The sequence below is a fragment of the Clostridium sartagoforme AAU1 genome (genome assembly GCF_000401215.1).
GTDB classification, from domain to species: Bacteria; Bacillota; Clostridia; order Clostridiales; family Clostridiaceae; genus Clostridium; species Clostridium sartagoforme.
Genome location: NZ_ASRV01000095.1, coordinates 1 through 22,482 on the forward strand (window position 1 = coordinate 1; position 22,482 = coordinate 22,482).

A 22,482-nucleotide genomic window follows, 5' to 3' on the forward strand; every position below is an offset into this window, starting at 1 on the left:
CTTAAATTTTTCTAACAAAATCATTAATATAAAATTTTTATACTTTATAGAAATCTAGTATTGTTATAATATAAATAATGATTCTAATTTTATAAATAATATTTATTAAAACACAATAATCAATTACATATAAAGGAGGATTTTTTATGAAATGTATTTCTATTTCTGGAAAATCAGGACACGGAAAAGATACTTTAGCCTTAAGATTGAAAGAGTTATTAGAGAAAGAAGGTAAAAAGGTATTTATTATTCATTATGCTGATTATTTAAAAATGGTTGCATCACAAGTCTATAATTGGGATGGCTCTAAAACTGGTAATGGAAGAAGCTTACTTCAAAGCCTGGGTGATAAGATGAGAGCTGTAGATGAAATGTTTTTAATAAATGAATTGCTTAAAATATTATATTTAGTTAAAGATGATTTTGACGTAGCTCTAATTCCTGATGCTAGATTCCCTAAAGAAATAGATTGTTTAAAATCTATTGGTGAAACTGTATCAATTCATATTACAAGAGTAAATTATAAAAACAACTTAACCGACACCCAAAATATACATAAAACTGAAATATCCCTTGATGATTATAAGTATGATTATAATCTATATTCTTATGAAAATGAAAATATTTCTGATATTCCCTTAATAATAAATGATATATTGTCTTAAAGTTTTCTTGTAAAATATTTTGATTTTTTATCATTTTAATAAATAAGAAAATAGAGCAAACTAAACAATTTGCTCTATTTTCTTATACTAAATGTTATTATGCAATTTCTTCAATATCTCTAACTTCTCTAAGCTTTTGTTCTACTAATTCTATAAGCTTTTCTTTATCTTCTTCGTTATTAACTACATCCATCTTATCCATATCTATTATTAAAACTTCTGATGCATTATAACAATTTTCTACCCATGCATCATAATCTTTCCATAGAAAATGATAATATTCTTTTAAGCTTTCATCAATTTCAAAATCTCTTCCTCTTAATGCTATTCTATTTAAAACAGTCTCGAAGGAGCCTTTTAAATATACCATTACATCTGGAGCTTTCTTAGGAAGTTCTTCTAGCTCTTCTAACATGTTATGTAAAAGATCCTCATATATCTTCATTTCTAAATCATTAATTCTATCAAGCTCCATATTCTTCTTAGCAAAATACCAATCTTCATAAATTGATCTATCTAAAACATTATTATTATGTACTAACGCTTCCTTTATACTTTTAAATCTTGTATTTAAGAAATAAAGTTGTAGTAAAAAAGGATATCTCTTTTTTTGTATTTCTTCTTCACTTTCACTATAAAACAAAGGTAATATTGGATTATCATCTACACTTTCATAAAATACATCTGATTTAAAATGATCTCCCAAAATTTCTGCAACAGAACTTTTTCCAAGTCCAATCATCCCGCCAACAACTATCAACATGCTTCACCTATCCTTTACTTTTTGTCTTTCTCTATATTACATAATTAAAAATTTACTTTCAAGTCTTGACTTTCATTTTTATACCATATATAGTATTTATTCTTAAGGCTAAACACCGTATATAGTAGTTTTATGATTCTTAAAATCTATATATTCATATTTATTTGAATTATCAATAAGTTTTAATTCAATATGTAAGTCCTATCAAAATCACGCTAATGGTTCATTGGTGGACTATATTCAAGGAAGAAAATTACAAAAAGCTATCCAAAGAGGAAACTTTTATAACTGGTCTAAAGAATAAAAAAAAGCTGCTCTTAAAAAGCAGCAAAAATAATAATCAAAAACATTAATAAATATATTTATCACAATATGATAAATATAGGCATATGAATTTTAATAAAACAAAAAGTAATGCACTAATTTATATTTTAATCCATCTATCAATATAAGATTTGTCCAAAAAAATATCTCTAGATAGATAATCTCTAAGTACTATTCTAAGATACTCTACATTATATCTTACATTTATATTATTAGCCAAAGTTTTGTAGCCAGTACCTCTTTGTAAATAGTCTGAAGTAGCAACTCTATAATATTTTTCTTCATCAAGTTCCTTACCATTTACAATTATTCTATTGATTTGATTGCCATCATGTTCAATTATAGCTCCTGAAATATGAAGTCTTCCTAAAAATCTTCCTCTAAACCCGGATCCTGCGCCGTCTTTGTAACAAATCTCTGGATCTAAAGATTGCTCTAAAGCCTCTCGTATATATTTACCTTGTATCTCCATATAAGTTGGGTTTAATGGTGATGGACATATTTCAATTAATTTCTTAAAAGATACCTCTCCTTTTCTTATACCACTATTCATAACCCCACTATTAATTAAACCAATCTCACAATTTAATACATCCCTAATAGCATCTGCTAATAAATTAGTTATAGGATTCTCCTCTACTACATCATGCCACATATCTCTATCTATATTATAAAGAGATACTCCAAGATTATCATTTGCAATTTTTCTATTTTTCTCAATAATCTTTAGAATATTTTCATCCATCTCTACATTCTTTATATTAATATTTACTCCATTGATATTAGTTATATTTCCATCATACTCAAATTCTAAAACTCCTAAATTCTCCCCATAACAACCTGACATATGAATAACAGTACTTTTAACTATCTCTGGCTCTGACATAAGGTCATGACTATGACCATCAATTATAATATCTATTCCTTCCATAGTATTAGCTATATCAGTATCTTCAATAAGTCCTAAATGTGAAAGCAAAATACATACATCATATTTTCCTTCATTATCACTTAACTCTTTTTGAATTTGCTCTTTATAATCAAGAGTATCCATACCCAAAAGATGAAAAAATGTTTTAAAATTAGGTGATGTTCCAATTATTAAAAATCTCACTCCAGATTTATTAATTATTATACTTCTTTTAACCCCTTTTATACTACTTCCATCTAAATGAACCAAGTTACAAGATAAGAATGGCAGTTCCTTATTATTTACCATAGAATTTAGAATCTCTAACCCTTCAAACCCCTCATTGTTCCCAATTGCAATAGCTTCATAACCTGCCTCTAAAAGCAAATCTGCTCCAGCTTTTCCTCCTGTACCTTGAAGCATTACATCTTTAAAATCATGATAATCTCCTGCATCCAAAATCAAAGTATTTTCATCTTTTAACTCTTTTATCTTAGTAGTAATCCTAGCAAAATTTTCAAACCTGCTGTGAACATCATTAGTATGTAATATTTTAAATCTCATAACCCTTTATCCCTTTCAATATATTAACTTTATTACTAACATTGATATAACTCCAACTACCACAGTTCCTAAAAGACTTTTAGTTAAAATTGATACTAAAAATGTTGGTAATGCTGATATTAACTTTTCATTAATTTTTGTACTAATTTCTTATTAAAAAAATTCTATATTAATTATAATTTTATAACAATTCTTTTCTTAACTCTTCTCCTGATTTTGGAGATAAATAACTAAATGGGATATCTAGCACTGTACGTGCTCCTGTTTGACCTTCTTTATGTAATCTATATACAGCTCTTGCATAAGATAATATCACACAAGAAGTAAACTCTGGATTACTATCAAGCTTTAAACTAAACTCCATTCTCTGCTTTGTACCATCTCCTGTAACCCCTGTACGAATAACAAATCCCCCATGAGGCATACCCTTGTGATTTTTATTTAGTTCTTCTTCAGTTATAAAATTTACTGTTGTATTATAATCTGAAAAATAATTAGGCATATTTATAATTTCATGTTTAATATAATCTAAATCCGCATCATCTTCTGGTACAACATAGCAAATTCTCTCGTGTTTTTCTCTAGCTGAAAAATCTGTATTCTTTCCTGTACGAATCATTTCAATAGCGCTTTCAATCGGTACAGTATATTGAACTCCATCCTTAACACCTTCAACTCTTCTAATAGCATCTGAATGTCCTTGACTTACACCCTTGCCCCAAAAAGTATAATCTTTTCCATTTTTAAGTACTACCTGACCTAGAAGACGATTTAAAGAAAATAGACCTGGATCCCAACCAACTGATATAAGTGAAATAGTACCAGCATTTTTAGTTACATCATCTAATACATTAAAGTATTCCGGAATCTTTGCATGAGTATCAAAACTATCTATTGTATTAAACATTTTTGCTATCTCAGGTGTTTGTCTTGGTAAATCAGTAGCAGATCCCCCACAAAGAATCATAATATCTATTTTCCCTTTATAACTTTCAATCTCTGAAATATGTACTACCTTTGAAGTAGTTAATAATTTTTTTGGATTTCTTCTTGTAAAAATAGCCTCTAATTGAATATCTGGATTTTGTTCTAAAGCTAATTCTACACCTTTACCAATATTTCCATAACCTACAATACCTATTCTAATCTTATTGCTCATATACTTCCTCGGCTCTAAAGCCAAGTTCCCCCTTTTCATAGATTTTAAATTTATCTTTATAATAATATTACCATATCAATTAATTTTTTCCATATAATATTCTTTGTATTTAATAATTTATTGATATCTTTGAAATAAATTTCTTCTAATATCTTAACTTCTCCTCATATAAATAAAAATCCACCAGCTTAGCTGGTGGTTTTGCATTTTCGGGCCTAGCCCTTTATTACTAGCATCGCCTAAAGGCGTACCCTCGGTCTGGCACACGCATTCCTTCTATTTGCTACCCGTAAACGGGTCTAAATATTCCATTGTAAGCTGCTCTGATACTTTATCTTCCTGCAATTGATTAGCTATATACTCTTTTATTTTTTTAGTATTTTTCCCTACTGTATCAACATAATATCCCCTACACCAAAATTCTCTATTTCTATATTTATATTTCATATTCCCCCATTTTTCAAATATCATCAAACTACTTTTTCCTTTAAGATATCCCATAAAACTTGATACGCTCATTTTAGGTGGTATTTCTACTAACATATGAATATGATCTACACAAACTTCAGCTTCTATTATATTTACGCCTTTCCATTCACATAATTTTCTAAGTATTGCTCCTACCTCTAATCTTTTTTCTTCATAAAATACTTTCCTTCTATATTTCGGCGCAAATACAATATGGTATTTGCAGTTCCACTTTGTATGTGATAAACTATGTACATCATTCATTTCGAATGTCCTCCTTCTGATATTAAAGTGCAGTTGCCAGACCGCATTTTTATTATATCAGAAGGAGTTTTTTTGTCATACTCATAGCTATAAGCTATACGGAACCCCACGTCTAACGCGGGGTTTTCTAAATACAATAAAATTGTCAAGCTAAGTGTACCACTTGGCTTGACAATTAATAATATTTACTTATTATCACTTAAATATTTGGCTTTCTTATTATAATATTTATTTATCTTGCTTTATTTTTTAAGTCGTTTTTTCTTCTATATATTTTATATTTCCTTCTATAGTATCTCCACTTAAAGGTTTTGAATTGACATGAGATATTACTTCTCCTCTTTTATTAAAAAATTCATCTTCTACAGTGATACCAATAGCTCTTCCTGCTTTCTCTATTGATTTCTTATCACTTTCTATAAAATACTCAATAGACTTCACTTTAGTTTTTTTATTACTTGGAGATATAATAATTTCATCACCTTCTGATATTTTACCTGATTCTATTCTTCCAACTATTATTCTTCTATCATCAAATTTATAAACATCTTGTATTGGCAATCTAAGGTCTTTTTCTTCTAATCCCTTTTCCTTATAAAATAAATCTAATGCTTCTAAAACAGTTTCTCCATTATACCAATTCATCTTATCAGATTTTTTAGATAGATTTTCCCCATAATATGCTGAAATAGGAATATATTTTTTAGGATACACCCCTAAATTTTCTAAGAATGCATTCATTTCTGATTTTATATTATTAAATTTCTTTTCATCATAATTAATTAAGTCCATTTTATTAACTATAACATAAACTTGCTGAATACCTAGTAATGATAGTATATATCCATGCCTTTTCGACTGTTCTTGTATTCCTTCATTACTATCAATTATTAAAAGTGCTGCTTCTGCACTTGCAGCTCCAGAAATCATATTTTTCAAGAACTCCTTATGTCCTGGCGCATCTATTATAACATAATATCTTTTCTCACTTTTAGTATCATACAATGCTATAAAATTTATAATCAATAACAACAGCATCTTTTTATTTACATAAGCTCTAATATTTCTTTTTTTATAGCTACAAATTTATCACTAGTAACTATATCTTCATTTCTTTCCTTAGGTAAATTAACTTCTATTTCACCTTTTATAATTGCTGGCTTTTCTGATATTACATATATCCTATTTGAAAGTAGAATTGCTTCTTCTATATCGTGAGTTATGAATAATATAGTTGAATTCATCTTTTTAGTTAAATCTAAAAGCCATTTTTGCATCTTTCTTCTTGTCATGGAATCCAGTGCCCCAAAGGGTTCATCCAAAAGCATTATATCATTAGATGTTAAATATGTTTTTAAAAAGTTTGCTCTTTGCTTCATACCACCAGATAATTGCGATGGATATTTATATTCAAATCCACTAAGACCAAATTCATCTATATGTTTTTTTACTTTTTCTCTTGAATTTTTCTTACTATCGCCTTTAAATATAAGTGGAATACCTATATTATCTATAACCTTTTTCCAGGGTACCATCATATCCTTTTGATACATATAGCTTAGGTCTCCACTAACTTCTACTTCACCATTATCACTACTTATAAGGCTAGTTAAAATATTAAATATTGTACTTTTCCCACTACCTGATGGCCCTAGAATAGAAACAAGCTCTCCTTCTTTAACTTCTATATTGATATCTCTTAATATCTCCATTTCATCAAAAGACTTAGATACATTTTTTAATACAATCTTATTTTGATAAGAACTCATTTGTATAAGCCTCGCTTGCTTTCATTTCCTTATTAATTAATTTATTATTATATAAGAATTTTGTATAGTTATCCCATACGCTATCTTTCATTTCTCCCCATACTTTAGTATCTTCCATATATTTATCTACAAGATACTTTTGGCTTTCTATTGCAAGTTCTTCACTGATTTCAGGAACTTTACTTACTAATAGTTTTGCACTTTCTTCTGGATTTGCTATAGCTTCTTCATATCCCTTAGTAGTTGCTTCCATAAACTTCTTAGCTAAATCCTTCTTATTATTAATAGTATCTTCTGTTGCTGCAATAATTGGAGTGTAATAGTCTAAAGCTGGATCTAAATCTTTAACTGCTATATAGTTTATGTCAAATCCTCTTAACTTTGCTTCAATATTAGTCCATGCCTCAAATGTCCATTCGAAGTCTAAGTTATTCTTAGTTGCTATAAAGAAATCTTCTGTTCCTGCATCTACCATTTTTAACTTACTAAAATCTGCTCCATTTTTCTCCATAACAGTCTTTAATATAGCTTCTTCTGATGGGCTTCCCCATCCACCATAAACTTTATTTTCAAAGTCTTTAACGCTTTCTATTCCTTTTTCCTTTGGAGATGCAAAACCTGATGTATTATGTTGAATTATTGCTGCTATAGCTTTAACTGGAAGCGGACTGTCTGATGTTCTAGCATATGTTAAATCTTCTTGATAACTTACTGCAAAGTCTCCTTTTCCAGCTGCTAAAAGTTGAAGTGATGACCCTTCTGATGGTTGTATTATTTCAACATCTAGTCCAAGCTCTTTATAATAGCCTTTTTCCTGTGCAATATATAATCCAGTATGGTTAGTATTTGGTGTCCAATCTAAAATTACAGTTACCTTTTGCAAATCTTCTGAAGTTTTTGCTTCATCTTTTTTACTACATCCAGCAAATAGTGTAAGTGCTGTTACTGATGCTAATACTACTGATATAATTTTCTTTTTTAACATTACTATTTCACCTCTAAATTTATTGTTTTTTATTTTATTTTTTCATACTTAGTTTTTTATCATTCCATGGAGTAAATACCTTTTCCATAAAGGAAACCAAAAGAAATATCCCCATACTTATAGCTACTATAATCACTATTGATGCAAACATCTTATCTAGTGCATATGCGCTTCTTGCTCTTGTCATATATACACCAAGTCCCTTATCTCCCCCAAGCCATTCTCCAATTACAGCTCCCATAATGCTATATGTAGCTGCAATTCTCATACCTGAAAAGAAATTTATCATTCCATAAGGTAATTTTAAATGTAAGAACACATTAAGTTTAGATGCTCCCATTAATTTAAAATGATTTATTAAATCCTTATCTACACCTTCAAGCCCATCAACTATACTAATTACTATAGGGAAAAAGCATACTATAACTACAACAATTATTTTAGGCAATGCACCAAAACCAAACCAAATTATAAATAATGGTGCAAGAGCAACTGTTGGTATAGTTTGAGAAATAACAAGAACTGGATATAAGGCTCTTTTTATTAATGGAACCATATCCATAATCACTGCCAATATAATAGATAATACTATTGCAATTAAAAACCCTACCATTCCTTCATATAAAGTTGCTGAAATATGTGGGATCATTGTTCTAAAGTCTTTAATTAATACTTTTATAACATCTGTGGGAGCGGGTAATATATACTTTTCTATCCCTCCAACACTTACTATAAACTCCCATATAATTAATAAAATTAAAATAAAAACTATAGGTGCTATTTTATTCCCTATACTTCTTAATTTTTTCATCCATCGTCACGCCTTCTTTTTTATAATCTATTTTAACCATAGATACTACTCTTGATGCACCTTCTTCTGTACAAATTTCTTGAGCTTTCTTTACTATTTCTAGTAATTCTTCAAGTTCGCCCTCCATTGTTGTTTCCATAGCACCTACTTCATATTTAACACCTTTAGATGCTATATATTCTATAACCTTGTCCACAACCGGATAAATTCTATCCTCATTTACTGTTGGTATAACCTGAAGACTTACATTGCAAAGTGACATAGTCCTCTCCTCCTTTAAATATATTTAAAAGTAAACAAATCAAATATTAGATTTTGTACATAGAGTAAAAAAATACAGTATTTCTGACTAGAAATACTGTATTATAGTTCAATTTGTATATTCATTAATTAATAACAAATAATCTCCCTACGTTGGCATTATCCAAATCAGGTTTATGGGTCAAAATAGTATCAATTTTATCTCAGGCAGTTCACTGCCCCCCCAGATTTATATTTACTTTTTATAATTCCATTTTATTCATCTTTAATATAAATGTCAAGTTAATCAATAATGTCTATCAAGTAGAGAATCCTATTAAATAATATTTTTAGATGCTTACTTCCTTTTATTTATATTCTAGTCTTCACTTTTATTTGCCCCATATAGCACAATTAAAAGCCCTAAGATTCCCACTATAATTTTTATTATTGACATTGATATTAATATAGAAAATAATATTACGGCTATACCAATAATCATAATTTTTAAAGATGAGGATTGATTTTGAATAACTTTATATACATACATACCTAATAAAATTAAAACTGCTATCATAAATAGCATTGGTATTCCCAAAAACATAAGACCTTTCATTTAACATTTCTCCCCTTATTCTAAACTCTTTTAATTAATGATTTTAAGATAATTCTCCTCTATACTTCTTAATAGATCATCAAGCTCTATCTTCTTATAATCTGAAACCTTTTTAGCTACATCTATTATTGCACTTGGATAACCATATTCTCCATTTACCCATTCTAACGCTGTTGGTCCGTCAGTTTCTATAAGTAATTTACTTAGTGGTATCTTATCTAAAACTTCATTCGCTTTATCACAATAACCTATATCTACACTTACTGTAAAATAACAACCAAGTTTAATATATTTCTCTAAAGTACTTATTTCTCCACTATACCAATGTATAATAGCTTTATTATAATTATTACGCTTAAGCGCATTATAAATTTCTTCTTCGGCTCCTTTTGTGTGGATACTTACATACTTATTCCTTTTAATGCTTTCTTCCAATATAAAATTAAAAATTCTTCTTTGTGCTTCATAGGTACTTATATCCTCTACCCAAACATAATCTAAACCTATTTCACCTATAATTTCACTTTCTTCTATATATGATATAAGATTTTCTAGACTTCCTTTATATTCTGCTGCTTTCCAGGGATGAATACCAAAGCAGGGCTTAATAAATTTACTTTGTTTACTATATCCCTTATTTTTTATATAGCTTTCTATATCCATACTATTTGCTAATGTTAATATTTCATTTTCATTTATATCTTCAATTGCTTTTTCTATATTTTCTTTAAAGAAATCTAAATGTGTGTGTGCATCTATATGCATGTGACCTCCTTTACATATATAGTAAAATTTTAAGATATGTTTTAATACTATATAGATATTTTTATTTATATGCCTTTAATGTAACTGATATAATTTCAGGTCTATTAAATACCCTTACTGGGAAAACACTATTTCCAAGCCCCCTACTTACAAACATTGTAGTTTTATCACTACTATAGCTACCACTAGTGTACTTAGGTAAAAATCCTTGATTAGGTGCAATAACTCCCCCTATAAATGGAATTCTAATTTGTCCACCATGAGCATGTCCTGAAAAAATCATATTTATATTATATTCACAATATAAATCAAATAACTCTGGCCTATGTGAAAGTAAAATCTTAAAACCTTCAATATCTGACCAACTATTTAAATATTTTTCTAATTTACTTGTATCAGTCCCATCTATATAACTTGATGTAATGAAAGCTGGATCCGATAATCCTAAAAAATTAATAAAGCTCCTTCCCTTCTTAATTTCTAACATTTCATCATCAATAATATGAACACCAGATTCAGTTAATCCTTCTTTTATTTCAGCATATTTTCCTGACCATGCTTCATGATTTCCTGAAACATAGTAAGTTGGAGCAATTTTTACAGCTCCCTTAATAAAGTACATTGCTTTATCCAAATTATATCTACGCCTATCTATTAAATCACCTGTAATTATAATTATATCTGGTGATAGTTTTTCTATTTTTTCTAATAATTTTGACTGCTCTTTTCCAAACATTTTATTGTGTAAATCAGAAATTTGAACAATTTTAAAATCATTAAACTCAAAAGGAATTTCATTACTTTCATAATTATAATTAGAAATAATAATATCATTGTTTTGCCATATAAAAAATATAAATAATTCTATAAAAGATAAAACTATAATTATTAATACCTTCATCTTCTTATACCTCTTCCACATATAAATACCTCATAACACGCTTTACACTAAGTAATCCATATAATTATTATACACTACTATTATATACCTTAAGTAGTTTGAAATTTCATTATTTGAGTCAAGAAACTCTATTTCATTATTTTTTATACCTTATGGTATATAATATTATAAATTTGGTATATAATAGATTGCAATATAGCTAATTAATTTTATGAAAGGTAGGAAAATTTAATGAAAAATATTAATATTGGTAATGGTGCTATAAGTGCATCAGAAATAGCTTTAGGTTGTATGAGAATAGCCGATATGTCTAATGCAGATGCATCAAAATTAATTAATACAGCTTTAGAAGAAGGAATTAATTTCTTTGATCATGCAGATATTTATGGTGGTGGAAAATCAGAAGAGGTTTTTGCAAAGGCTATAAATATGAATCCAAGTATAAGGGAAAAAATTATTGTTCAAAGTAAATGTGGAATAAGGAAAGGTTTTTTTGACTTTTCTAAAGAACATATTATAAATTCAGTAGACAGCAGTTTAAAAAGATTAAAAACTGATTATCTTGATACTTTATTATTACATCGTCCTGATACTCTTATGGAACCAGAAGAAGTTTCAGAAGCCTTCCAAATTTTACATGATAATGGAAAGGTTAGGCACTTTGGTGTAAGCAATCAAAATCCAATGCAAATTGAGCTTTTAAATAAGTATTTAAACAACAAAATTATAATTAATCAATTACAATTCAGTATAATGAATACTGGTATGATTGATTCAGGATTAAACGTTAATATGCAAATAGACCCATCTATAGACAGGGATGGAAGTATATTAGAATATTGCCGTTTAAAAGATATTACTATACAGGCGTGGTCACCTTTCCAATATGGATACTTTGAAGGTGCTTTTTTAGATAATGAAAAGTTCCCTAAACTAAATGCAAAAATAAATGAAATTGCAGAATCTAAAAATGTAACAAATTCAGCAATAGCTGTAGCATGGATATTAAGACATCCAGCTAGAATCCAAACAATAGTTGGTACAACTAATGCGAGCCGTCTTAAAGATATTTCTAAAGCATCAAATATAAGTCTTACAAGAGAAGAATGGTATGAAATTTATAGAGCAGCAGGAAACCAATTGCCATAACTCTTTTAAAATAAGAATATTCTCCACTAATAATTGAATTAGTGGAGAATATTTTTTAGTTATTAGTAGAATCTCTCTTTAAATTAACTAATTTGTTAACTTTCCCATAAAGCAAATAGTTTCACATTAACTCTAGACAAAGATTACTTTTTATTAATTTAACTGAAATAATCCTTGTATTTCTTCTTTACTTAAACTGCTTAAGAAGCTTCCTTCCTTAAAATCACCTTCAATAACTTGATTAATTAATTCTTTTTTTGTTTCCTGCATAGTTATAACTTTTTCTTCTACAGTACCTTGTGATATTAATTTTATTACTTCTACTACATTTTTTTGCCCTATTCTATGTGCTCTATCTGTTGCTTGTTCTTCTATTGCAGGGTTCCACCATGGGTCAAAATGTATTACTACATTTGCACTTGTTAAGTTTAATCCTGTTCCCCCTGCTTTTAATGATATTAAAAACACATTTTTTCCTTATCATTATTAAAACTATCTACAAGGTCTATTCTGCTTGATGCCTTTGTTCCACCATCTAAATAATAATACCCTATATTATTTTTATCTAATGCTTCTTTAATATTATACCAAAATATATTGACTTAAAACTTATTTTCTAATTCACGAAATAAAGCACCTCTAAAATATTTAGAAGTGCTTTTTCTTTTAAAACTTATTCATATGCTATACAGCCTCAATTACCCTCAGGTAAAAGTTATGTTATTTGTTTCTTCTGTTAATTTCTTCAACTATTTTACTAATCAAATCTGAAGCCTCGAATCCACCTCTTGCACTAATCATATTAATTGTAGCGATTCCTGCCATTGTTTTAAATACAGGGGAATTTAGTTTTTCAAACTTTGGACTTAAAGATATTAAAAAGTCTTTTATATAAGGATATTGCTTTAAAAGAGCTCCTATATTTGTGTTTTCAGTAATATTATACTTATTTACTTCTGTTACATTAACTTCTTTTAATTCAACTTCTTTATCTTCTTTCTTATTTTCCCAAGATAATAATCTTTGGCTTCCAGTAAGACTTCTAATGTGAGTTGCATCTTGCATCATTTCAAGTATTCCCTTGAAATTACCTTCTTCATCTCTCACTGCAGTATAAATAATATAGACAAACTTTTCCCCCATATCAATCCAAAATTCTGCTTCATCTTGTTCACCATTCCTAAAAGCATTAATTATTTTTTCAACTGTATCTACACTTTCACGTGGATGGCAATTTTGTACCTTTCTACCTATAGCCCCTGCACTTCTTGGGAAAACCCTATGCTTTGTATCGCTATAAAATTTAAATATTTCATTTTCATCAACATAAGAAAGGTCAACTGCAAGATGTTTAAAAATAAGATTTATTTGTTTAAGAGTAAGAAGTCCTTGGCTAACATTTAAAACTTCATCTTCTTCAGTACTTTTTGAAGTTATTCCGTACTTTTGAAGTACACCTGCAAGATCTTTTAAAAGCTCTGTATTCATTCCCAAATCCTTTGGAGTAATGTTATCTTTTGCATTTTCTCCCTTATATGCTGGAGGATTATTTATTAAGCAATATCCGATTTCGTCATCGCTTATTCTCATTTCAATAAAATCTTCATCAGTTAAAAGTTCCATGGAAGTTGGTAATAAAATCTCAACTTCCTTTACCATCATGTCTTCAACCATTTCTATTACCTCAGATTGAAGTGAAAGGAATTCTGAATCTTTATCTTCATTTAAAAGAGTTTTTGAGTTTCTTATTATATCTCTAATATTATTATCTAAAGTCCACATTACCTTTGAAGGCTTATCAAAGCCCTTTCTTTCAAGAGCTGAAAATAACTGGTTTTGTTTTCTGCTAAAATGAATACTTATTTGACTTAATTTATCATAAGCTTCAAGCCATTGATTTTTTATAAATTTTTTATTTAATAATTCCTTCATAAAAGAAAGAACTCTTCTTATTTCTTCTGTTTCATCTATATAAGTTCTAATTGGGTGCCCTTTTGAAAGATTAAGCTTTGTAGAAGTAAGTACATCCTTAAAAATCTCAAGAATTTCTTCCATTTTCTCTGCTAATGTATCATCTGAAATTCCGTAACTTTGAAGATGTTGTTCAGCTAAAGCAAATTCTTCTGCTGTAACACTTTCAAAGGAAGAATTCATTCTATTTTTCGCTTCTTTTAGTGAAATTTTCCCATTTAAATAGTCAAGTTTTATATCAAGCATCTTCTTAATTCTTTCATTATCAAGGCTTAAATGCTTATTCATTTCTATATCTGAAATTTTTTCAAAAGGGAAGAAGTAGGCGTGGTACTCAGTATCGCTTATCTTTTCCACATACTTATCGAACCCCTTGCTTTCCATCATTTTATAAAGAGGAAATGGCTCAAAATCCTTAATTACATGTATTCCTTGGTTTAGCTCTATTGTTTTTAAAGTTTTTGTTACACAATCTCTAAAACTTTCATGTTCTCCTCTGCCGTCTATAGTTATATAAGTAATATCTTTTTTCATAATTAGTGCCCCTTTCAAATAATTGAAATTCATTATCATTATCGTACCATAAAATAATAACAAAGGGCGTAACATATGATACAAATAAATTAAAAAGACTTTGATATTAGCAAGCCATTACCTGCTAATAATACAAAGTCTTTTTATATTATTTTAAATTTTCTCCATTACTCTTTATAACTTCTTTGTACCAATAGAAGCTTTTCTTTTTATATCGTTCTAAGCTACCCGTTCCATCATCATTACGATCAACATAAATAAATCCATATCTTTTCTTTAGTTCAGCTGTTGAAGCACTTACTAAATCTATACATCCCCAACTAGTATAACCCATAACTTCTACTCCATCTTCAATAGCTTTACCTAGCTCTACAAGATGGTCATTTAAATATTCAATTCTATAATCATCAAGAACTATCTTTTCACCATTAACTTCTACAAGTTTATCCATTGCCCCTAATCCATTTTCCACTACAAATAGTGGCTTTTGGTATCTATCATAAAAGTAATTACAAATATATCTTAATCCTTGTGGATCTATTTGCCATCCCCATTCTGATTCTTTTAAATATGGATTTTTAACTCCTGAAGTTAGATTTCCTCTTCCTTTTTCGTATTTATTTATATCTTTAGCAGTACATTTACTCATATAATAACTAAAGGAAATAAAATCCACAGTATTTCTTAAGATTTCTTCATCTCCATCTTCCATCTTTATACTTATTCCAAGATCTTTAAATAGCTTTTTAGTATATGATGGATATTTTCCTCTTACATGAATGTCTGTAAAAAACATTAAGTCCCTATCTCTTTCCATAGATGTTATCATATCATCTGGATTTGGAGTCATAGGATAATTAACTACTCCAAGTACCATACAACCAACCTTTGCATTTGGCATAATTTCATGAGCTAATTTAACAGCTAAAGCACTTGCAACTAATTCATGATGAGCAGCTTGATATAAATCTTGCTTGGTAAGCTTATCTTTAGGAGTTAAAATTCCTGCTCCCATTAAAGGAAAATGTAATACTGAATTAATTTCATTAAATGTTAACCAATACTTTACCTTTCCTCTATAGCGTTCAAATACTACTCTACAATAGTTTTCAAAGAATTCTATTAATCTTCTATCTCTCCATCCATCATAAACCTTAGCTAAATGAAGTGGTGTTTCATAGTGAGAAAGTGTTATAAGTGGTTCAATTCCGTATTTTAAACACTCATCAATTACATTTTCATAAAACTCTAATCCTTTCTCATTTGGTTCTAGTTCATCACCTTTCGGGAATATTCTTGACCATGCAATTGAAAATCTTAAAACTTTAAATCCCATATCTGCAAATAGTTTTATATCTTCTTTATATTTATGGTAAAAATCTATTCCTACTAATTTTAAATTATCTTCTATTGGCTCCTCTGAAATAGCTCCAACAATTCCATTTGGCATAATATCTTGAATTGATAATCCTTTTCCATCTTCTAAATAAGCACCTTCACATTGATTTGCTGCAATGGCACCTCCCCATAAAAAATTATTATTAAACATTTGATTCAATTTATCTCCCTTCTTTATTTAAGAATTCTTATTAAAGTTTCTTTTTCTTTAATAAATGTTTTTTCTGTTGGAAGAACATCCATATATTCTGCTGTATTTGTTATTATAACAGGAGTTATTATATCGTAGCCTTCATTTTTTATTCCTTCTTTATCGAATTCTAATAATAAATCTCCTGCGTTTACTCTATTACCTTGTTCTACATGGGAAGTAAAATATTTTCCATTTAATTGAACTGTATCAAGTCCTACATGAATTAAAACTTCAACTCCATCTTTGCTTCTTAAACCTATTGCATGTTTTGTTTTAAAGATTGATTCCACAGTTCCCTCAATTGGAGAATATACTTTTCCTTCTGCTGGTAAAATAGCAATTCCCTTTCCCATAAGTTCTTGAGAAAAAACATCATCTTTAACTTCTGATAATGGAATTACTTCACCCTTTACTGGACTATTAACTATTAATTCACCTACTACTGATGTAAGATTATTATCTTCTTTATTGTTTTTTTCTATCTTACTATCTTCATTTTCTATATCTTTAAATCCAAGAATTAAACTTGCAATTGCTGTAGCTACAATAGAAATAACTATAGTAATACATGCATTTCTAACATTTGATAAATCATCTGAAATATAAACTGGTATAGCTGCAAAACCTGCTGTTGCAGAAGCATAAGTTCTAATTCCTGTAATTCCTGCATAAAGTCCTGCAATTCCTCCACCTATCATAGATGCATAAAGTGGTTTCTTTAATTTAAAGTTAACACCATAAAGTGCTGGTTCAGTGATTCCCATATATGCAGTCATACTACTTGATAAACCTAATTGTTTTAAACTTTTGTTTTTAGTTTTTAATGCAACTATTAATGCTGATGTAGCTTGTGCAATGTTTGAAGATAACATTCCTGGTCCTAAAATAGTACCATAACCTAATGTAGCATATTGAATTTGTTGTATTGGTGCAAAGCAATAATGCATTCCTGTCATTACGAAAAATGGAGTAAATGTTCCCATTATAACTGGTATAAGCCACCCTGCTCTATCATTAACAAAATTCATTCCTACAGCTAAACCTTTACCAACAATATTTCCTAATGGTCCTAATATTGTAAATCCAATAATAGATGTAATTAAAATAGTGATAAGAGGTACTAAGAACACTTTCACTGAATTAGGTGATATTTTTTTCGCAAATTTTTCTATATATGATTGTGCAAATATTATTAATAAAATTGGCACAACACTAGATGCATAAGAAATCATTGTTATTGGAATTCCAAAAAAGTGTACTGGATCCCCTGTATTTAAAGCAGAAAAACTTGGATGAAGTAATGCTGCTCCTAAAACTGCTGCTATGTATGGACTACATTTAAATCTTTTAGCTGCTGAAAACGCTAAAATTACTGGTAAAAAGTAGAATACAGTATCACTTATAAATGTTAAAAATGTATATGTTTGAGTTCCTACATCTACAAGACCAAATGCTTTTAATATAGCTAGTACAGCCTTTATCATACCTGAGCCTGCTAGAGCTGGTATAACAGGTGTAAATATAGCAGTTATTGTTCCTAAAACTTTATTTATTATACCTGTTTCATTTTCTTCTGATGAAGATTCATTTTCTCCAAAATTTCCAAGCTTATGAATTTCATCACAAACCTTACTTACATCAGTCCCTATTATAACTTGGAATTGACCATTTTTATTTACTACGCCTTGTACTCCATTTAATTTTTTAATTTCATCAACCTTTGCTTTATTATTATCATTTAAATTAAATCTTAAACGCGTCATACAATTAGTAACACTTACAACATTTTTTTCTCCACCAACTAATTTTAATAGATCAATTGCTAAATTTTTATAATTCATTTTTTTCTCTCCTTTTTTTATTTTATTTTATAAAAAAGACCTAGAGTTTGCGTACTTAAAATAATTATATATTAGCTTAAGTACGTAAACTCTAGGTCTTGCCTGCTTAATCAGTAACAATCCTAGTTAAAATACTATCATTTAATTTTCATTTATTGTTATTCTTTTTATATGTACAGTTAAATAAACTAATTCATCTCCTGATAAATTTTTATTATATTTATTTTTTATTAAATCTGCAATTTTCAAACTACATTCATATTCTTTAGGGTATCTTATTTTAACAATTTCTTCGAAATCTTTATCTACTTCTTTTGATTTATTACTATTATCATTATTTAAAACTCTATAACCGAAAAACTTTAAATGTGTTATAAATCTAGTATAATATAAGTCCTCTTCGTTAAAATCTATTTTGTATTGATATCTTATTATATTTAAAACATTTTGTATTAGTTCTGTAACTTTTATAGTATCTCTACTACTTTCAGAACCTAACTCTGAATTAACAATATGAATTGCTATAGATGCAGCTTCATCTTCAGGCAATTTTACATTTAATTCTTCATTAAGTAATTCTAAAGCTTTTAAACCAACTTTAAATTCTTCTGGATAAAATCTTTTAATCTCCCATAAAAGTGCATTACTAAAAGGTAAACCTGATTCTTGTCTTGCAATAGCAAAACTTATATGATCTGTTAATGTAAGGTAAACATTTTCATTAAGTTCTCGATTTAATGTTTCTTTTGAATATTTAATAATGCTTTCTGTAACTCTCATATATTCCATAGGAATTTGTGTTAAAAGTGAATATAATTTTCCTGCTACATTTTTTGATTTTAAAAAAAATTCTTTTTCAATTTTATTTCTGTCAACCTCTTCACCTTTTTTCTTTTGAAATCCAATTCCAGAACCTAAAAGAATTCTTTCTTGATTTCTTTCATTAACAGCACATATTACATTATTATTTATTATACGCGTAACCCTCATAAATACCTCCTAATATGTATTGTAAAAACAAAAATAAACCTAAACATTAAGTAAACATATAAAAATATATACTTACTTAACGCTTAGGTCTCGCCTGCTTCTCAGTAACGATCCTAAATAAACCAATAATATTAACTTATTTACATTATATCATCATAGCAATTCATTATCAATATATTTTTCATAAAAATTTATGTTAATAAAAATAAGAGATTTCTCATTAAAAAATTCCATATATACCTCTTAAGGTTTCATATTCATCAATAGTATACTCTAAGTTATTTTTAATAATCAATTAAGGTTAAAACATCAGAGCAAGAAGAAATCGTAATAAGAAGATACCATGATTTCTTCTTATATATATTCTTTCATATCATTTTTATTGATGTTAGTACTTAATTTATTTTATTGCCTACTTTTTCCATCTCTCACACCTTTTCCTCCATGTTGCTGTTCACCTTCTGCCGGCATATTATTTTCAATAGCTTCAACATTTTCTCCTCCTGCATTAATCAAGGCATTGGCTACACCTTCTTTTATTCCCATAGAAGAATAGGTTGCTCCAGACACTGAATTCACCTCTGCCGTTTGATTTTTGATAATATCTGTAGCTATTGTACTGTAAGCTCTATCAAACCATTTAGAATCATCATTAGTTTCTGTAACTTCAATAGATGTAATTTGCTGATTTTGAACGGTTACTTTAACTTTCATTTCACCTCTAAAGCCAGTACCAGTTCCTTCATACACTCCATCTTCTATGCCTTCTGCATCTCCATAGCTCGCAGCAATTTCACCTGTTACTACAGTTGAACTTGAGGAAGTCTTATTACTAGCAAGTACATTGAATATGAAATCAGGTTTCACACCAGTGTACACCACAAGTACGAAAGCTGCTAAAGCAAAGGTTAATACTGTTTTCTTAACTGTTTTCTTAACTGGTATTACACCAACCTTTAAAGTATTTTTTGCAGGACAGGCAGCTACACACTCCATACAATTTATACATTGTAGAGATCTAACCTGACCATGTGAGGCTACATCAATATTCATAGGGCATACACGATTACATTTGCTGCAGCCTACACAAGTTTCCTCATTTCTAACTATAGTAACTGGCCTTGCTGCACTTAATAATCCAAATTTTGCGCCTTCAATACAAATGTAATTACAAAAAGGTCTTTCAAAAAACATTGAACTGAGAGCAAATATAAAAATAACAACAAATCCTGCTATAATCAGAGTTTTACCTCCAAGCAAAGTAGTAAAATTCGCTCGGGGATCTAGACTCAAAATGTTAAAAATAAAGTCCGCTGAAATAAATATTGTGATAATCAGCAGAATATATCGTGAAAAAGCAAGAACTTTTTTCACTTTTGATGGCATTACAAATTTTTTAATACCTAATTGGCTGCCTAACTTTGAAAACACATCTTGCAATGTTCCAAAAGGACAAATCCATCCACAAAACACTGGTCCCATAACAATAAGTAATCCTAACAAAATTGAATTCACTATAGGAAAGTTTGTAAAAAAGCCTATGATAGTCAACAATATACCTAAACCTTGTACACCGTACCGTATGTACTTGATATTTTTTATATTCATTTTATAATTCTACCTCCTGTTAATTATATTTGACTTAGTTATTACAAATATAATGATAAAGGCTAAATCTTAAATAAATCTTAAATCACAATAGAAATTGTTTTCTCCTTGAAACTTACTAAATGGTTATATATGTAAGGATAAAGCTTTAGCATTATGAGTAAAGTAAAAAAACACCCTTGCAAGTCTGCAAAAGTGTTTTATAATAAATAAGTTTAGTACTAAATATCATTTATATCAAAAGATATTTCTATCCGTTTATTTCTAGGTTCCAATTTAGTCATTTTAACTCCCGCAGCGTTAAACATTCTTTTTGATGCCTTAACGTTATCTAAATCTGCATACTTATCTGAAATATAGACAACTTCTTTTATTCCTGATTGTATTATTGCCTTAGCACATTCATTGCAAGGAAATAGAGCAACATAAATTTTAGAACCATAAAGATTAGCTCCTCTACTATTTAAAATAGCATTAAGTTCAGCATGCACTACATATGGATACTTTGTTTCAAGTATCTCACCCTCTCTGTTCCATGGGAATTCATCATCTGAGCATCCCCTTGGAAGTCCATTATATCCTTGGCTTAAAATTTTATTATCATTATCTATTATACAAGCTCCAACCTGAGTACTTGGATCTTTACTTCTCTTTCCAGCTAATATTGCAACTCCCATGAAGTACTCATCCCAAGATATGTAATCACTTCTTTTCATTTAAATACCCCCTTGTTATAAATCGCGAAGCAATTTATTCAGTTCACAATATACTAGAAGTTTTGCTTCGTAATTTAATTAAATTATTTTTAATTCATATTTAAATTATAACATTGATTTTATTATTTGAAAAATATCCATGAAGGTTAAACAATGGTTATTATTATGATAAGATAGAAATATATTTAAAGATTAAAGTAAAAGGAGATTACTAATGAAAACTAAAAAAGTTTCAATTCTAATACTAATTTCATTGTCATTAATTACATTATCAGCGTGTAATAAGGATAGTAAAACAAATCAAAATTCTTCAAATAAGGTAGAACAAAGACAACAATTAGATAATAGTCTGAATAAAGTTGATAATACAAATGATCCAAAAGTAAATGAAAATATTTCTGAAACTAATGCCCCATCTACTATAAGCAAAATAGTGGGAAGAAGAAATGAATTTATAGAAAAATTAGATAATATACAAAAAGAACTTGATGCATTGCCAGAAAAGAAGGATTCAGATGCTGGAATAACAAATGCTATGAGAAGTTATTATGGAATATCATATGATATGTATGATAAAGCATTAAATGAAATTTATGATTTATTAAGAAATGATTTGTCCCCAGAAACGATGTCAGATTTGCAAACTCAACAAATAAAATGGATACAAGAAAAAGAAGCTGCTGCTAATAAGGAATCTGAACAGTATAAGGGTGGAACATTTGAATTTGTGGCATATAACTCATCTTTATATGAATCAACAAAAAAAAGATGCTATGAATTAGTTAATAACTATATGACAGACTGAAGTTAAAGGAAAAATCTAACCAATCCTAATTGTAAAAAATTGCGAAGCAATTTATATAGTTCACAGCGCACGG

22 protein-coding genes, 1 pseudogene and 1 riboswitch are annotated in these 22,482 nt (G+C 28.6%); of the genes and pseudogenes, 3 read left to right on the plus strand and 20 right to left on the minus strand.

Features of this window, described 5'->3' with window-relative positions; all coding sequences use genetic code 11:
* Positions 1-146 precede the first annotated feature (146 nt).
* Positions 147-665: a nucleoside/nucleotide kinase family protein gene (locus A500_RS07865; RefSeq protein WP_016207050.1), complete on the plus strand. Its 519-nt coding sequence runs from the start codon at positions 147-149 to the stop codon at positions 663-665.
* 97 nt (positions 666-762) lie between these two features.
* Here A500_RS07865 and A500_RS07870 read toward each other — a convergent pair whose 3' ends face one another.
* The 13 genes from A500_RS07870 to A500_RS07925 all read right to left on the minus strand — a co-directional run bounded on the left by A500_RS07870 (position 763) and on the right by A500_RS07925 (position 11,204).
* Entirely contained in the window at positions 763-1,428 is a 666-nt protein-coding gene (locus tag A500_RS07870) for a deoxynucleoside kinase (protein ID WP_016207051.1), read from the minus strand.
* 424 nt (positions 1,429-1,852) lie between these two features.
* The gene (locus A500_RS07875) at positions 1,853-3,226 is read right to left on the minus strand and encodes a bifunctional metallophosphatase/5'-nucleotidase (protein ID WP_016207052.1); all 1,374 of its coding nucleotides are present in this window, start codon (positions 3,224-3,226) and stop codon (positions 1,853-1,855) included.
* Positions 3,227-3,241: 15 nt separating this feature from the next.
* Complete coding sequence (locus A500_RS22035) at positions 3,242-3,373, minus strand: AzlD domain-containing protein (RefSeq protein ID WP_083935679.1); 132 nt, start codon at positions 3,371-3,373, stop codon at positions 3,242-3,244.
* A gap of 34 nt (positions 3,374-3,407) precedes the next feature.
* Positions 3,408-4,385: a diaminopimelate dehydrogenase gene (locus A500_RS07880; RefSeq protein ID WP_016207053.1), complete on the minus strand. Its 978-nt coding sequence runs from the start codon at positions 4,383-4,385 to the stop codon at positions 3,408-3,410.
* A 276-nt stretch (positions 4,386-4,661) separates the two neighbouring features.
* The gene (gene tnpA / locus A500_RS07885) at positions 4,662-5,117 is read right to left on the minus strand and encodes an IS200/IS605 family transposase (protein WP_016207054.1); all 456 of its coding nucleotides are present in this window, start codon (positions 5,115-5,117) and stop codon (positions 4,662-4,664) included.
* A 249-nt stretch (positions 5,118-5,366) separates the two neighbouring features.
* Complete coding sequence (locus A500_RS07890) at positions 5,367-6,143, minus strand: GTP-binding protein (RefSeq protein WP_016207055.1); 777 nt, start codon at positions 6,141-6,143, stop codon at positions 5,367-5,369.
* A gap of 20 nt (positions 6,144-6,163) precedes the next feature.
* Entirely contained in the window at positions 6,164-6,886 is a 723-nt protein-coding gene (locus A500_RS07895) for an ABC transporter ATP-binding protein (RefSeq protein ID WP_016207056.1), read from the minus strand.
* Positions 6,867-7,871 (minus strand): ABC transporter substrate-binding protein, encoded by a 1,005-nt coding sequence (locus tag A500_RS07900; RefSeq protein ID WP_016207057.1) that lies wholly within the window; start codon positions 7,869-7,871, stop codon positions 6,867-6,869. The genes A500_RS07895 and A500_RS07900 overlap by 20 nt, the downstream gene beginning before the upstream one ends.
* 34 nt (positions 7,872-7,905) lie before the next feature.
* Positions 7,906-8,682, minus strand: a complete 777-nt coding sequence (locus A500_RS07905; RefSeq protein ID WP_016207058.1) for an ABC transporter permease — start codon at positions 8,680-8,682, stop codon at positions 7,906-7,908.
* A complete protein-coding gene (locus A500_RS07910; protein WP_016207059.1) occupies positions 8,654-8,944 on the minus strand; it encodes an MTH1187 family thiamine-binding protein in 291 nt (96 codons plus the stop codon). Before A500_RS07910 ends, A500_RS07905 begins: the two co-directional genes overlap by 29 nt.
* 127 nt (positions 8,945-9,071) lie before the next feature.
* Positions 9,072-9,179, minus strand: a riboswitch (TPP riboswitch).
* Between the two features lie 122 nt (positions 9,180-9,301).
* Complete coding sequence (locus A500_RS07915; RefSeq protein WP_016207060.1) at positions 9,302-9,538, minus strand: hypothetical protein; 237 nt, start codon at positions 9,536-9,538, stop codon at positions 9,302-9,304.
* Positions 9,539-9,568: 30 nt separating this feature from the next.
* Positions 9,569-10,303: a TatD family hydrolase gene (locus A500_RS07920; protein WP_016207061.1), complete on the minus strand. Its 735-nt coding sequence runs from the start codon at positions 10,301-10,303 to the stop codon at positions 9,569-9,571.
* Between the two features lie 61 nt (positions 10,304-10,364).
* Positions 10,365-11,204: a metallophosphoesterase gene (locus tag A500_RS07925; protein ID WP_016207062.1), complete on the minus strand. Its 840-nt coding sequence runs from the start codon at positions 11,202-11,204 to the stop codon at positions 10,365-10,367.
* 231 nt (positions 11,205-11,435) lie between these two features.
* Between A500_RS07925 and A500_RS07930 the strand changes: the two genes are divergently transcribed.
* Positions 11,436-12,353 carry an aldo/keto reductase gene (locus tag A500_RS07930; protein ID WP_016207063.1) on the plus strand — a complete coding sequence of 306 codons (918 nt, stop codon included), beginning with the start codon at positions 11,436-11,438 and terminating at the stop codon, positions 12,351-12,353.
* A gap of 153 nt (positions 12,354-12,506) precedes the next feature.
* Here the strand turns inward: A500_RS07930 and A500_RS07935 are convergent.
* The 7 genes and pseudogenes from A500_RS07935 to A500_RS07965 all read right to left on the minus strand — a co-directional run.
* A pseudogene (locus tag A500_RS07935) lies at positions 12,507-12,937 on the minus strand (DEAD/DEAH box helicase); the annotation flags it as partial.
* 136 nt (positions 12,938-13,073) lie between these two features.
* A complete protein-coding gene (locus A500_RS07940) occupies positions 13,074-14,858 on the minus strand; it encodes a DUF438 domain-containing protein (RefSeq protein ID WP_016207065.1) in 1,785 nt (594 codons plus the stop codon).
* A gap of 148 nt (positions 14,859-15,006) precedes the next feature.
* Complete coding sequence (gene ascB / locus A500_RS07945) at positions 15,007-16,407, minus strand: 6-phospho-beta-glucosidase (RefSeq protein WP_016207066.1); 1,401 nt, start codon at positions 16,405-16,407, stop codon at positions 15,007-15,009.
* Positions 16,408-16,430: 23 nt separating this feature from the next.
* Positions 16,431-18,290, minus strand: a complete 1,860-nt coding sequence (locus A500_RS07950) for a beta-glucoside-specific PTS transporter subunit IIABC (RefSeq protein WP_016207067.1) — start codon at positions 18,288-18,290, stop codon at positions 16,431-16,433.
* Between the two features lie 141 nt (positions 18,291-18,431).
* On the minus strand, positions 18,432-19,280 hold the full coding sequence (licT, locus tag A500_RS07955; RefSeq protein WP_016207068.1) for a BglG family transcription antiterminator LicT: 849 nt from the start codon (positions 19,278-19,280) through the stop codon (positions 18,432-18,434).
* A 405-nt stretch (positions 19,281-19,685) separates the two neighbouring features.
* A complete protein-coding gene (locus A500_RS07960; protein ID WP_016207069.1) occupies positions 19,686-20,888 on the minus strand; it encodes an FMN-binding protein in 1,203 nt (400 codons plus the stop codon).
* A 221-nt stretch (positions 20,889-21,109) separates the two neighbouring features.
* Positions 21,110-21,604 carry a deoxycytidylate deaminase gene (locus A500_RS07965; RefSeq protein WP_016207070.1) on the minus strand — a complete coding sequence of 165 codons (495 nt, stop codon included), beginning with the start codon at positions 21,602-21,604 and terminating at the stop codon, positions 21,110-21,112.
* 214 nt (positions 21,605-21,818) lie between these two features.
* Here A500_RS07965 and A500_RS07970 point away from each other — a divergent pair, with 214 nt between their 5' ends.
* Positions 21,819-22,409 (plus strand): lysozyme inhibitor LprI family protein, encoded by a 591-nt coding sequence (locus tag A500_RS07970; RefSeq protein ID WP_016207071.1) that lies wholly within the window; start codon positions 21,819-21,821, stop codon positions 22,407-22,409.
* The last annotated feature ends 73 nt before the right edge of the window (positions 22,410-22,482 follow it).

Bases quoted from the DNA above. Each gene is read 5' to 3' on its own strand.
- A500_RS07865 (WP_016207050.1), top strand. From the start codon at position 147: ATGAAATGTATTTCTATTTCTGGAAAATCAGGACACGGAAAAGATACT.
- A500_RS07870 (WP_016207051.1), bottom strand. From the start codon at position 1,428: ATGTTGATAGTTGTTGGCGGGATGATTGGACTTGGAAAAAGTTCTGTT.
- A500_RS07875 (WP_016207052.1), bottom strand. From the start codon at position 3,226: ATGAGATTTAAAATATTACATACTAATGATGTTCACAGCAGGTTTGAA.
- A500_RS07880 (WP_016207053.1), bottom strand. From the start codon at position 4,385: ATGAGCAATAAGATTAGAATAGGTATTGTAGGTTATGGAAATATTGGT.
- tnpA (WP_016207054.1), bottom strand. From the start codon at position 5,117: ATGAATGATGTACATAGTTTATCACATACAAAGTGGAACTGCAAATAC.
- A500_RS07895 (WP_016207056.1), bottom strand. From the start codon at position 6,886: ATGAGTTCTTATCAAAATAAGATTGTATTAAAAAATGTATCTAAGTCT.
- A500_RS07900 (WP_016207057.1), bottom strand. From the start codon at position 7,871: ATGTTAAAAAAGAAAATTATATCAGTAGTATTAGCATCAGTAACAGCA.
- A500_RS07905 (WP_016207058.1), bottom strand. From the start codon at position 8,682: ATGAAAAAATTAAGAAGTATAGGGAATAAAATAGCACCTATAGTTTTT.
- A500_RS07910 (WP_016207059.1), bottom strand. From the start codon at position 8,944: ATGTCACTTTGCAATGTAAGTCTTCAGGTTATACCAACAGTAAATGAG.
- A500_RS07915 (WP_016207060.1), bottom strand. From the start codon at position 9,538: ATGAAAGGTCTTATGTTTTTGGGAATACCAATGCTATTTATGATAGCA.
- A500_RS07920 (WP_016207061.1), bottom strand. From the start codon at position 10,303: ATGCATATAGATGCACACACACATTTAGATTTCTTTAAAGAAAATATA.
- A500_RS07925 (WP_016207062.1), bottom strand. From the start codon at position 11,204: ATGAAGGTATTAATAATTATAGTTTTATCTTTTATAGAATTATTTATA.
- A500_RS07930 (WP_016207063.1), top strand. From the start codon at position 11,436: ATGAAAAATATTAATATTGGTAATGGTGCTATAAGTGCATCAGAAATA.
- A500_RS07940 (WP_016207065.1), bottom strand. From the start codon at position 14,858: ATGAAAAAAGATATTACTTATATAACTATAGACGGCAGAGGAGAACAT.
- ascB (WP_016207066.1), bottom strand. From the start codon at position 16,407: ATGTTTAATAATAATTTTTTATGGGGAGGTGCCATTGCAGCAAATCAA.
- A500_RS07950 (WP_016207067.1), bottom strand. From the start codon at position 18,290: ATGAATTATAAAAATTTAGCAATTGATCTATTAAAATTAGTTGGTGGA.
- licT (WP_016207068.1), bottom strand. From the start codon at position 19,280: ATGAGGGTTACGCGTATAATAAATAATAATGTAATATGTGCTGTTAAT.
- A500_RS07960 (WP_016207069.1), bottom strand. From the start codon at position 20,888: ATGAATATAAAAAATATCAAGTACATACGGTACGGTGTACAAGGTTTA.
- A500_RS07965 (WP_016207070.1), bottom strand. From the start codon at position 21,604: ATGAAAAGAAGTGATTACATATCTTGGGATGAGTACTTCATGGGAGTT.
- A500_RS07970 (WP_016207071.1), top strand. From the start codon at position 21,819: ATGAAAACTAAAAAAGTTTCAATTCTAATACTAATTTCATTGTCATTA.